General features: G+C 37.4%; 9 protein-coding genes. 4 read left to right on the top strand and 5 right to left on the bottom strand.

The window, feature by feature from the left end; translation table 11 throughout:
- The first annotated feature begins 11 nt into the window (after positions 1-11).
- The 3 genes from H7U19_RS11665 to H7U19_RS11655 all read left to right on the top strand — a co-directional run bounded on the left by H7U19_RS11665 (position 12) and on the right by H7U19_RS11655 (position 3,257).
- Positions 12-1,166, top strand: a complete 1,155-nt coding sequence (locus tag H7U19_RS11665) for a sulfurtransferase (protein ID WP_186562532.1) — start codon at positions 12-14, stop codon at positions 1,164-1,166.
- On the top strand, positions 1,159-1,986 hold the full coding sequence (locus tag H7U19_RS11660) for an N-formylglutamate amidohydrolase (protein ID WP_186562530.1): 828 nt from the start codon (positions 1,159-1,161) through the stop codon (positions 1,984-1,986). The genes H7U19_RS11665 and H7U19_RS11660 overlap by 8 nt, the downstream gene beginning before the upstream one ends.
- 113 nt (positions 1,987-2,099) lie before the next feature.
- On the top strand, positions 2,100-3,257 hold the full coding sequence (locus tag H7U19_RS11655; RefSeq protein ID WP_186562528.1) for a peptidase MATCAP family protein: 1,158 nt from the start codon (positions 2,100-2,102) through the stop codon (positions 3,255-3,257).
- A 29-nt stretch (positions 3,258-3,286) separates the two neighbouring features.
- Here the strand turns inward: H7U19_RS11655 and H7U19_RS11650 are convergent, their stop codons facing one another.
- From H7U19_RS11650 to H7U19_RS11630, 5 genes are all read right to left on the bottom strand, one after another.
- On the bottom strand, positions 3,287-4,441 hold the full coding sequence (locus H7U19_RS11650; RefSeq protein WP_186562526.1) for a hypothetical protein: 1,155 nt from the start codon (positions 4,439-4,441) through the stop codon (positions 3,287-3,289).
- A gap of 17 nt (positions 4,442-4,458) precedes the next feature.
- Positions 4,459-6,552, bottom strand: a complete 2,094-nt coding sequence (locus H7U19_RS11645) for a DUF4139 domain-containing protein (RefSeq protein ID WP_186562524.1) — start codon at positions 6,550-6,552, stop codon at positions 4,459-4,461.
- Positions 6,553-6,660: 108 nt separating this feature from the next.
- On the bottom strand, positions 6,661-7,080 hold the full coding sequence (locus tag H7U19_RS11640; protein WP_186562522.1) for a thiol-disulfide oxidoreductase DCC family protein: 420 nt from the start codon (positions 7,078-7,080) through the stop codon (positions 6,661-6,663).
- 18 nt (positions 7,081-7,098) lie between these two features.
- Positions 7,099-8,982 (bottom strand): tetratricopeptide repeat protein, encoded by a 1,884-nt coding sequence (locus H7U19_RS11635; RefSeq protein WP_186562520.1) that lies wholly within the window; start codon positions 8,980-8,982, stop codon positions 7,099-7,101.
- 12 nt (positions 8,983-8,994) lie between these two features.
- The gene (locus H7U19_RS11630; protein WP_222597422.1) at positions 8,995-10,878 is read right to left on the bottom strand and encodes a tetratricopeptide repeat protein; all 1,884 of its coding nucleotides are present in this window, start codon (positions 10,876-10,878) and stop codon (positions 8,995-8,997) included.
- A gap of 308 nt (positions 10,879-11,186) precedes the next feature.
- Between H7U19_RS11630 and H7U19_RS11625 the strand changes: the two genes are divergently transcribed.
- Positions 11,187-12,734 carry a thiol-activated cytolysin family protein gene (locus tag H7U19_RS11625; protein ID WP_186562516.1) on the top strand — a complete coding sequence of 516 codons (1,548 nt, stop codon included), beginning with the start codon at positions 11,187-11,189 and terminating at the stop codon, positions 12,732-12,734.
- Positions 12,735-13,020: the final 286 nt, after the last annotated feature.

Genomic DNA, 13,020 nt, shown 5'->3' with positions numbered 1-13,020 from the left:
GCGAGATAAATATGAAGATTAATTTAACAGCACCAGTTGTATCGGCAGAATGGCTTTATGAGCATCAGGAGGGCGACAACCTTGTGGTGCTCGATGGCACTATTGCTAAGAGTTTTGACTCGCATACGCTCCAAATCTCTAACGCACGTTTTTTTGATATTAAGAAAAAATTTAGCGATACTTCGGACCCTTTTCCGAATGCCTTTCCTTCGGAGGCACAATTTCAAAAGGAGGCGCGAAACCTAGGAATCAATAACGATAGTGCTATTGTGGTTTATGACGACAAAGGGATGTATTCCAGCGCCAGGGTTTGGTGGATGTTCAAGGCCTTTGGATTTGATAATATTGCAGTTTTGGATGGTGGTTTCCCCGATTGGCAAAACGCCGGATATCCATCGGAATTCATGAAACCCTATGAAGGGCCCAAAGGGAATTTTGAAGCTAAATTGCAATCTGGTTTCATACAATTTTTTGATGGTATTGAGTCTGCTTCAAAAACTAAAACCCACAAAATTATTGATGCAAGGTCTGCTGAACGATTTAATATGCTAGTACCTGAGCCAAGAGCTGGGTTGAGGCGGGGAACTATTCCTAGTTCTGTCAATTTGCCATTTACCGATTTGCTCGATAATGGTAAACTAAAGTCTAAAAAGGATTTAGAAAAAGCCTTTTACATGAGAGCTGAAAAGGACGAGAATATCATTTTTTCATGTGGTTCGGGCATTACGGCCTGTGTACTTGCCTTGGGAGCGGAACTGTCGGGTTATAAAAATATTTCGGTGTATGACGGCTCTTGGACAGAATATGGGAGTTTGACCTCTGGAAACATGAATGAACCGAAAACTTGGACGAAGGAAGAACTACTGGCGTACATCTTAATTTATGTGTCGCATTCCGATTTGAATGAAACTTGGAACGAAAAGGAGTATATGTTGTCTCGTGTGGATAAAAAGATTTATGAACGTATGCATAAACAATTCAAAAAGGATAACGACTATCAAAGCATTCAAAAGATTATTGAAGCGTTACAAACCCAAGATTATTTTCGAAATGACTTGGCAGATTTATTTGCGGATATCAAATTAATGGCCTTTGCGGATGGTAAATATGACCAAATGGAGCGTGCGACTTATGCCAACCTCAAAAAGATTTTGAAAGATGGATAGACTTTCAGTAGCTGAAATCATTTCAAAAATTAAAAAGGAACTTTGTTTTGAGGCCGTGGCTTCAGATTATTCCTTTACCATAAAGATCGAGGATTATGTGCCTTATATCTGTGGGGCGGTACACGATGGCCACCAATTCCGAAAGGAACTTTGGACTAATTGTATCCATACCGAATACGAACGTTGGTACGAAGAAGATCCCGAGACCAAAAATATGGTACAATCGCACCCGATTGTAATAGCTGGTTGTGATTCCCGATTTGAATATGACTTAAATCGTGCACCCGAAGATGCTGTTTTTGAGACAGCTTGGGGGAAACAATTGTGGCACAAACCGCTTTCCGAAGACATGAAGGCCAAAAGCCTAAAAAAACATGCTAATTTTTATAAGGTAGTGCATGCTTTGGTTGAAACAGTGGAGTCTAGATTTGGATATTGCGCAATATATGACATGCACAGTTATAATTGGAAACGTTGGGATAGGGAAGTACCCACCTGGAATTTAGGAACTAGCAATGTAGACAATGACCGGTTTGGTGGAGTGATTGAAGATTGGCGTCAAAGCCTTTCGGAAATTGAATTCCCTCAAGGCATTAAATCCACTTCAGGCATAAACGACACTTTTCAGGGCAATGGCTATTTTCTAAAATATATTACCAAAAACTTTAAAAATACCTTAGTTTTGGCGACCGAAATTGCAAAGGTGTATTGTGATGAATACGAGCAGATAATTTATCCCGAAGTGGTTAAGACTGTTGAAGAAGCGTTAAAGGTTCGTATTCCTGAACATGCGGACAAAGCATTTAAACTTTTTGATTAGTATTAACTTCTAAAAATAAAAAGTTCTGTCATTCCGCACTTGATGCGGAATCCACACGCTCAAATTGATAGTAGATTCCTGCATTCGCGGGAATGACATGAAAAAAATATTAAATGATTGAACATAGCACAAATACAAAAATATTATTAGAAATCGATAAGAATATCGATACTCTTGTAAAACAGATTGAGCTGTTAAGCTATGTTAACCCTATAAATATTGAAGAAGAAAAGGAACGCTTTTTTGCATCAAAGTATCTAACCGATCCTATTTTTAAATACCCAGAAATCAACTTTGATAGATTTGAATTGCACCGAAAACTGTTTACCCAACCTTTGGAACGGATAGATGACGAGGCCATTCGTAACTTATATCAGGATATCATTTATGCATATTCTGGGTTGATTCAATGTATTGAAAATGTTGGGGAGGGCAGGCCTTTTTATTTTGACAGCTTGCACTGTTTTGGAACACCGACTGAAAATGATGTCGAGAATGCCAAGTTTATCCTCCATTTTGAAGATGAAAATATGGATGAGGCCAAATTTCAGCCAAAATATAGTGCTAAAGCGTCGGAGGTGTTTTTTAAGGAATTCTCAAAACAGTATGATTTTAGTTATCAGATTGAGTTTTCAGACAAGATTTCGGCCATAGCCATGGTGTTGAATAATGTGAAGACTTTGGTTCTCAACACTAATCACACCTATTCTGAAAATGAGATTGCGGTATTGACCAATCATGAAATTGGGGTGCACATGGTTACTACCATGAATGGTTTGTTGCATCCGCTCAAAATATTTTCCCACGGGTTTCCGAATAATGAAGAAACGCAAGAGGGGCTTGCCGTTTTTGCTGAATATATGAGTAATAATTTAACCGTAACCCGTCTAAAAGAACTCGCATATCGTGTCATTGCCGTGGACAGTTTGGCCAAAGGTTATCCATTTTCCAGAACCTTTAGATTATTGCACAACCAATATGATTTAGATCGAGAAAGCGCATTTTACATTACACTTCGAGCCCATCGTGGCGGTGGATTTACCAAGGATTATTTGTACTTGTCAGGACTGAAAAAAATATACGATTATTACCATTCTGGAAAAGACTTAAGTTTGTTGTTAACGGGCAAGGTTTCTTTAGAATACGCAGATGAAATTCAGTCTTTAATAGATAAAGGATACGCCGTTGCTCCAAAACATATTACAGATTCTTATGCCGAAAATAAAAACACGAATAGGAAGGTGGATTTTATTTTGCGGAGTTTGAAGTAGGGGATTTTCATTTCTTATTAAGCATTCTTTTAGTCATCATGATTTTCATTCCAATCTAACTTTGTTATTTTGTTTTTACTGAATATCAAAACTGAGATTTCTCTATTGAGACCTGTTCCGTAATGATCTAAATTCATTAAAGTATACTTTCCATACTGGTTTGTAACGGGATCGTGGGTATATAAGTCACTAAAAAATAGTGGGTCTACAATTTCTATTTCGTTATTCTTAATTTCTGCAATAAAGGTAAAGTCAGATAAATGAACAATATATAATACTTTATCTTGGTAACTGAATGATGAAAATATTTGAATGCCGTAAAAGTCAAGTTTTTTTTCGAAGGCATCCGATTTGTCTGTGTAGCCTAAAGCCTGTCCATTTGCTGTTCTTCCGATTTTATTTGGTTCGGCGAGGGTTAATTCTGTAGGGTTTTTTATAGTCTTTATTTTTGACGAACCTAAACCGTGTCCCAAATGAGCTAACACATTATATCCCCTTGAATCTTTGATAATTGAGTTGGTACAAGTGGATTCAGTAAAAAAAGTTTTTGAAGTTGCTTTTTCGAAAAAGTAAACCGTTCCTCCCCACTCTCCATGGCAATCGCCATGGACTATGAATTTATCGTCCTCAAATAATTTAGGTTGATTTTTTAGCGGAAAATTGCTTTTCAATTTTTTCCATTGAACGCCATCCCATATAAAAATTGAATTACCTGATAGTCCACCTAAGTTGTTGCCAATTATCCAATGGTATTTAAATTTTTTGGTATTTAATTTATTCTCGAATTTAGTATCTCGCTTAAAATTGTCAAGTGTAAAACAAGCAAATTTTCCATTTTCAAAAAGTGAAACAAGTGAGTTTTCATATATGACAGAAAACGATCTAGGGAAATTCTTAATATAGTCTTTGTCTTCTTCTGCTTCCTCATATTTGTTGGAAAAATAAGGGTTCTTTATGACAACATGCTTTGTTTCAAATTCAATATAATCGTCGCTTGTTGAAACATTGAATGTTCCCTTAAAAGCATTTCTATATAAGGTGTCTTTTGTAACCACGATATCTCCCCACGTTTGTTTTTTGAAGTGTTCGATAACTTGATTTTCAAAAGTAAGCTGTTTGTTTTGAGAGTAAAAATGAATAGTGGATGAGACTAATAACCAAAATAAAATATATTTTCTCCTCATTTTATTACTTTTAAAACTTACAAACTAACCTTCCGATACCGCGGATATTTCACCGTATACCCAAATTTATAAATTTTAGATTCTGTGGCATCAATTTTTGTTTTCCATTTCATGATGCCTTTTTTCGCATTGTATTCCGAGATGCCCGAGTCGATATCATCTACTTTAATGTCCTTGTTTTGGCTCACGGGTATTCTATCCACAATCTGTACATCAATCGGTGTTTTTTTATTGTTTTTGATTTCAATTTGATACGACTTTTCAAGGATTCTGTTATTGCCGACAAAATTGGTCTTTTTAAAATTGTTGGTCGGTTTTCGGGTCACCACAACATTGGGGTCAATCCCTAGAGAAACTGTTAAACTATCTGTAGTGGCGTAGGGGTTTATAGCGGTAATCCCTGAATAGCTATCCTCAAAATAGATATTGGCTTCACCCGGTAGCAGGTTTAGTTTTTGCCAATCGCCAATTTTCGCAGTGAGAAATACATTCTCATTGATAACCGGTGCCGTGTAATATGTAAAAGTTGCCGGTACACTGTAGTTTTCAATTTCAATCACGGTAACATCACCGTCCGAACCAATAGTGGATAATTTTTTGATTTCGAAATTGGTATTGGTAATGCCTTCGGAAATAATATCCCCATTTGAGGTTTGTGTTCCTTTTTTGGTGGTGATTAGGACCACACCGTTTGAAGCGCGATTGCCATAAATACTTTTTGCGGATGCACCTTTTAAAACTTCAACGTTGGCAATCATATCGGGATGGATATTGCTATAGTTACTTGCGCTCGTAATTTTTCCATCAATTACATATAATGGTTCTTCATAAGAATTTATGCTAGAGACACCTCTAATGTGTATTCCTGAAGCTCGTCCTTGTAGGCTTTCCGCTTTTACAGCGGAAATAGCTCCTGTTGTGTTCTGCTTCTTTTTAGTTCCATAGCCAACAACAACTACTTCATCCAATTGAGAAGCATCCTCTTGCAAACTCAAATTGATGACGCTGGAATGAATGGGAATCGTTTCTGAAACAAATCCTACGTAAGATACTACCAATTCCTTGGCGCCTTTCGGATCAATTGTAAAATTCCCATCAAAATCGGATGTAGTGCCAATGCTGGTGCCTTTTAAAAGAATATTTGCTCCCGGAAGTGGAATGCCCGAGGCATCAGTAATGGTTCCCGTAACGTGCCTTACAAAAGGATTGTGTTTGTAATCATAGCGTTTTGTTGCATTATCTGAATTATAGTTATGGCTGACAAAATTTAAATATTTCGGATGCATTTCTGGTTTTAGATTGTTGGTATTCGGGTCGTTAGTAGACAAAGTTAGTTTTATGTTATCCCAGCTTACACCGGTAGTTTGGTACACATGTGCTTTATAGTGTAGCTCCAAAGGCTTGCTAATGTCTTTGGCTTTTAAATCGTAAATGGGAAACCAGCCGGCGTTTGAAACATTGTATTTTATTTTAAGTTGAAGTTGCTTTGAAGTATTGGTAGTCAGTTTCACCTTAATTTCACCGGTTTGGATTTTATCGTCCACGTTCAGTTCGGCCAATTGTTTCATTATGTCATTGATATCTTTTTGAAGGGCTTTCTTCTTTTTTAGAGATTGGTGCATCAAGTTGTTGAGTTGGGTAATGCGTTGTCTGTAGTAGGATGCAAACTGTTTTAGTTTTTCCAAGTTAACCACTTCACTATTATTGCCCAACGACCTGTTTTCTTCAATGATTTTTATTTCCTGCTCAAAGCCCTCCATAAGATTGTCTTCTATTTGAATGGCATCCTTGAGGCTTTCAATTTCGTTTTGAAATTTCTCAACCGCATCGGTTTTATCTAATTTATTGATATGGTTAATGGCGTAATTCAAGGATAGGATAGAGGCGCCATTCAACCCAGAGATCTGTATGCTATTTTCCTTAATGTGTGGTGATAGTTTGGTAAAAGTGAATTCGGTAGTGCCTGCTGGAAGAGTGATCGTTGCGGAACGAGTAACTTCTGCGCCATCCACAAAAACCGTGACAGCTTTTACCGAAGATTTTGTTGGGTTGGTTGGGTTTGCAAAAAGTATGATAGGGCTGAATAACAATAAAAAGATAAGACATTTCATGATGGTGATATTTAAGTTTTAGGTAAAACTAGGTTCAACATCCAATGTTTAAAAACAGAAAAGAGTCAGTGAAAAGAAGTAATGAGTAAACAGTGTGTTACAATTAGGCTACTCCAAAAATTTACTCCGTAACTCCGGCGTAGGAATCATACAGGCATCCTTTTTGCCATACCATTTGTAACGGTTTTTGGCAACAAAATCATACACCCAATTTCGAATGAAAGATGGGACAATTAAAAATACACTCAATAAGTTGGTTGGAAAGCCTAGCTTTGATGCTATTTTTAAAGCGGCAGTGCTTTTGTACGTGATGCCTTTTTCAGGAGTGTACAATAAAATGGAATCTACTTTTGAGGTGTCAATTTTAAAGTGGTCAATAACTTGTTGCCCAGCCTCACTTTGCAGGGCAGTGAACATAAACTGATTGGTTTTGTCCCGTTTGATAACGTAAAGTACAGAGGAATTACAAAGATTGCAAACCCCATCAAACAGTATTAGTTTTTTATCTTTTAGAACACCAAATTCCATAGTGCAAAGATACGGTCTTTACAACTCACTTAAAAACTGGAATAGATCGGTGTTTTTGTCCAAATTGAGTTTCTTTTTTAACCTGTACTTCGACTTTGAAACACTGTCTGGAAGTACATTTAGCATAGAAGCAATTTCCTTGGTGGACAAATTCATCCGTAAAAAAGAGGCCAATCGCATTTCTTTTTCACTAATATCCGGATATATGGATTTTATTTTTTGGTCAAAGTTATTGTGTACCTCAATAAAATAGGATTTGAATACTTCCCAATCCTTGTCGTCTGCATTTTCTTTTTTTAGGAGCATAGCTAGGCGCCGAAATACAACTTTGAATAGTTCTGGAGATTCCTCGATTTTTTCTAGATTCTCCTTTAACTCCTGGATAAAAGTGTTTTTTTGAACCAAATGTAATGTTTGGGAGGCAAGTTCCTTCTTTTTAAATTCCAATTCTTGCTTGTATATAGTTTCCTGTTTTTCGCGTTCTAATCTATTTTTCCTGACGTTTTGTTTGAAAACCAAATAGAGTAATATGGATAGGGCGATAAATGCAAACATACCGAATGCATACAACCCTTTTTTAAGGTTTCCTATTTCTACCTTTTGATTAAGGTTTTGAATAGTCTTTTGTTTCAAATCTAAAGCAGCTTCCTTCTTCTCAATATCGAAAAGTACCTGAAGTTCGTTAATCTTATTGGTTTTCTCTATATTGTAGATGCTATCACTAATGGATTTATGCTTCTCTAGATAATAAAGGGCTTTTTTGAAATCACCTGTTTCTTGATGAATTTTGTGTAGTGTTTTATAGGCTTCGCTTATATCCTGATTTAGTTTGTCCCTTGAAGCAATATCAAGGGCTTGTTGTGCGTATGTTTTAGCTAACTCATAGCTTTTTTCATAGATACTAATATCGCTTAGTCCCAACAGGATTGAGGCCACTGAAATATGGTTATCCAAAGTATTGGACCTTCTTAATCCTTTGGTGTAGTGTGTTTTAGCTTCGGCATATTTTCCAATATCAAACTTAAGGTCTCCGAGAAAACTAAGAGCGGCCACTTCCATCCCTGTGTTGTTAATGGTTTTAGCAAGTTTCACGGCTTTTTCTAAATAAAAAGAGGCACTATCAATATGCTTGGGAGTTTTCTCGCCATAATCAAAACCCAGTTCGCGATAGGCCTTACACAAAAAGTAATTGTCATTCTTGGTTCTATAAATTGCAATGCAGTTTCTAAAGGATTTTCGGGCTTCCGCAGATGAACCGGTTATGGATTGCACCATAGCAAGACTTAATAAAGCATCGGCATACCTCAGGGTGTCTTTGTTTTTATAGATAGATGCTTCTTTGAGTGTGTTTTTTAGCGATAGCAAAAACTGCCCCTTTTCTGAGTAAATACTTCCCCTAAGGCCATAAATATCGGCTATTCTTACAGTGTCATTGGCCTGAATATATTTTTCATAAGCCAAATCGTTGTAGTACATGGCACTATCGTATTGTACTAAATCCTTAAAGTTTATGGCTTTGTTATGAAGTATCAACCCCATGGAATTAACATTGTTTGTCTTTTCAAAAAGCTTTAAGGATTGATCGTACGCAATATTGGAACTATCATATTGGCTCATATTGGAATATGCAATACCTAGCCTTTGATATCCTCTAGCAATTCCGTATTCATAATTTAGTTCTTTTGATTCTGAAATGGCCATTTTGGCATAGTCCACAGCTTGCTTAGGCTCATTATAAGCGAATTGATACCAGAGATTATCCAAAATTTCAATTCTTACCGAATCCTTTTTTGAGGTTTGCAGGCGCTGAAGTAAATAATCAATCTCAGCATCAGATTTATTCTGGCCAACGCAAAAAATGCCGCATCCCACAAAAAGCATTAGAAAAAATCTCAAAGCCATAATCCAAAATTTTTATAAAGCATTAAGGAAATGATTCAAATCGGTATCCTTATCCAAAACCAGTTTCTTTTTCAATCGGTACTTGCTTTTCAGCACACTTTCGGGCAATACATTGAGCATCGAAGCGATTTCCTTGGTGGACAAATTCATCCGTAAAAAAGAGGCCAAGCGCATTTCTTTTTCGGTAATATCTGGATACACCTCTTTAATTTTATGGTCAAAATTATTGTGTACTTCCGTAAAGTAGGATTTGAATACTTCCCAATCTTTGTCTTCCGCGCTTTCTTTTTTCAAAAGCATTACCAATCTTCTGAACTCAACTTTAAATAATTCAGGAGACCGTTTTATTTTTTCCAAATTATCCTTCAGCTCTTGGATAAAAGTATTTTTTTGAACCAAATGCAGTGTTTGTGTGGCCAATTCTTTTTTCTTAAACTCGATTTCCTGTTTGTAAATAGCCTCCTGTTTTTCGCGCTCTGTCCGGTTCTTTTTTATTCTTTGCTTAAACCCAAAATATAGTAGTCCTGAAACGGCAATGAATGTAAACATGCCTCCTGCATATAGCCCATTTCTTAAATTACTGATTTCAACTTCCTGGTTCAGGTTTTCAATTGTTTTGGCCTTAAAGGCCAGCTCTGTTTCCTTTTTTTCAGTTTCGTAGCTTATTTGGAGTTTTTCGATCTGTTTGGATTTTTCAATGTTATAAATACTATCGCTTAAACTACCTACCCGTTTTCTGTCCGATAATGCCTTTATATAGTTTCCCATCTTTTCATAAACGAGGGATCTCTGTTCCAGGGCAGATTTCAGTTCATCGTTGATGTTGAGGGAGTCGCATAGTTTTATAGAAGTATTTAGTGTTTTCAGGGCATTGGGGTAATCGCTCATGAGCCAGTAGGTTTCTCCAATTTGATTTAAACCTACCACCCGGTTGAGAAATGATTGGTCATAAACCAAATAGTCCTGCTGTTTGTTAAAATTTTCCAAGGCCAGCAGGTATCTCTTTTGGTCCTTGTAAGTATCCGCTAAATTCCCATAGGTATTTACAAGATTATCTTTGATATCATGAACCTTGCTCAGTTGAATACTTTTCTCGTAATATTTGATGGCTTCTTCATGGTTTTCCAAAAAATGGTAGGTGTTGCCAATATCATTCAAGGTATATGCTTCGAAAAGATTATCATCGGTTTTTTTATAAATCTCCAGCGCTTTAAAAAGATATTCCAAAGCTTGTTCAAAACTGTTTTGTTTCGCATTAAGTTTACTAATATTTCGGTAAACATCTGCTCTTCTGTAAATATCCCTATCAATGGTGTCCAAAACTCTGATGGCTTCCAAATAGCCCTCCATGGCTTTTAAATAATCGCCTTGTTCATAATAATGGTAAGCCCTGTTGTTGATGGTCACACCGTAATTAAGAAAATCGTTCTCTTTAAGATTGATTTTGGCAACGCTATCCATAAGCTTTATAGCCTTTATGTAATTGCCCTTTTCTCCTTCGATAACCGATATATTTGCCATGGCACTCGCAACCATCAAGTTGCTGTTGTACTTTTTTGCATAGGCTAAGGTTTTCTCATAGTAATATATTGCAGAATCGTTCTCTTTTGTTGTGAGATAATAATTTCCATTAAGAAAATTTCCAGTTATAATTCCTGTTTCATAATTTTCTTTTGTGGAAAGAGATAAAACCCTTTCGGCATATTGTTTTGACTTTTTCGTATTCTTATATAAATAGAAATCAAAAATATCGGACAACACAGAAACTTTACCTGATATGCTCTTCTGGTTTTCGAATAATGAATTTAAACTATCAACTTCTTTTTCACTTTGAGCATACCCAGTAGAACAAAATGCGAAAATCATTAACAAAAAAAGTGGGTTGAGGTTCTTCATTTTCAAGAAAATTAGCTCCCGCTAAGTTAAATATTATATCTATCCATATGACACGCATCGATTTCGCCCAAAACACCCTTGTCCATAGCTTGTCCATACTTTTCGCGTCCATGTCTGGTTTCAAAATATTTTCAAATAATTGAAAATCAATATATTATAATTTTATTCTGTGATTTTTGAAATAGCTTGTCCTATGGAAAATGAAGTCGCATTTTCAGCTGTTGTCCCCTATTTGTCCACCCAATAAATTCTTTTTTGCTTGTTTTCATGGTTAGGTTTGGAGTGTTGAATCTAAAAAATATAACATTATGAAAACACCGCTGTTAACATTCAAACCCCTTTTTAAAGTGACCTGCTTTACCATTCTTATACTATGTTTTGCATGTAGTAAGGATGAAATGACCGACCCGGGACCAAAAACAAACCCTGAGGCAACGGATATTAAGGATTACGTATCCAGTTTAAGCTACAATGCTAGTTCCATGCTAAACGTTCAAGAAACAGGAGGGCAACCCTCAGAACGCTCGCTTACGAGCAATAGAAACTCTTCGCCGACCAATAGTCTTGGTTACACCACAACTTGTAATACCAAAAAGTATAGTTTGGAAACTAATTTTGACGATGTAGCTATTTTGCGTCCCACCAACGGCATTATTTGGCCAGGAGCCTTAGTGGTTGGCAACCAAGGCATGCTGGACGGTATGCCAGACCCTATTACTTTGGACAGATCGCCCGTTACTTTAAGATTGGATCTGCCGGGGATGGGGGAGCAGGGGACTATAGTTGTGGAAGACCCTAGAAACTCAAACGTGCAATCCAGCATTGACGGTGCCTTAGAGTGGTGGAACGCCAACGCCTATCAGGAAGGCTATGTCAATGCCGCAAATTCTACCTATCAAGCCAACACGTCCTATTCCTCTAAACAATTAAGTTTGGATGTTGGGTTGAACGTAGAGTGGGCCAACGGCTCGGTAGCTTCCCAATTGGAGTACGAATCCAGCACTACTAAACGTGTTGCGGCCATGGTTTACAAACAGGTATTCTATACGGTTACTATGGATACTCCAGGTTCATCAGATAGCGTATTTGGACCAGAAGTTACATTGGCACAAGTTGAAGGCGCTATGGATTCTGATACCCCGCCAGCATATATCAATTCGGTGTCCTACGGACGAATCATTATGTTCAGAATGGAAACCACCGATATGCGCAAATCCATCGATTTGGATTTGGTATTGGAATATGCCACGGGTGCGGCGAACGGAACGGGTACCGTGAATTCAGAATATGACGAGGTATTGAAAAAATCGAGCATCACCGTGGTGACTATCGGAGGTAATGCCGAAGTAGCTTCCGAAGCCGTTACTGCCAATGGTTTTGCGTCGCTAAAGCACATTATCACTGGTGAAAATGCTGTGTACAGCAGAAACAATCCTGGTGTGCCAATTGCCTATACCATAAGATATTTAAAGGATAACACCTTTGCCAAAATGGGCTATACTACCGATTATAGCATTGTAGATTGCAGCACCAAGGAGTATTCCCATGCCAATGCCAGTGTGGATAACAATTTTGGACAAGATGCCAGATTCCGTTTTCAGTACAAGAAAAAGGGCTCTCAAGCCATTGCTTATACCAACTGGAAAAAAGTAAAGAAAAACGATCCTCCGGTAACGGCAAGACCACCAAGTGGCGCCCATAGCGTAAAGGTACAATTTGAGCTTTGGGACATCACCTGGAAATACCTCGGAGAGTTTAGCGAAGGCTACATGGAAAGTGACGAAAAATACGAGGTGTACTGTTCAAAGAAAAATGTAATAGGCATATGCACCCAAGTTTCCGTAAGACGAAAGTAAACTCATAAATTATTTAAGTTAGTTTGTACGGCCGGTACCTAAAGTTGCGATTCAACAACTTGGTACTGGCTGTTTTTTAATTCCTGCGTGGTCGCTGAGCGTGGTCGAAGCGAAAGCAGGAATCTTGTAGGTTTCTCAAAGTAATGTTGTGTATGAAACTCCAGATAGCTTTATGGGGCAGAACCTCCTTTCACTTTTCAGACGCAATTAAGTATTCTGAAATCCGTAATTTTCTATCCCTCAGGATGGCCTCAACAGTGCCTCTTTTTCGGAAACCTGTTTGTTG

This window comes from Hyunsoonleella aquatilis (genome assembly GCF_014270105.1).
GTDB lineage: Bacteria > Bacteroidota > Bacteroidia > Flavobacteriales > Flavobacteriaceae > Jejuia > Jejuia aquatilis.
Note: the sequence above shows the minus strand (reverse complement) of the source record. Positions and strands in the feature narration are given on the sequence as shown.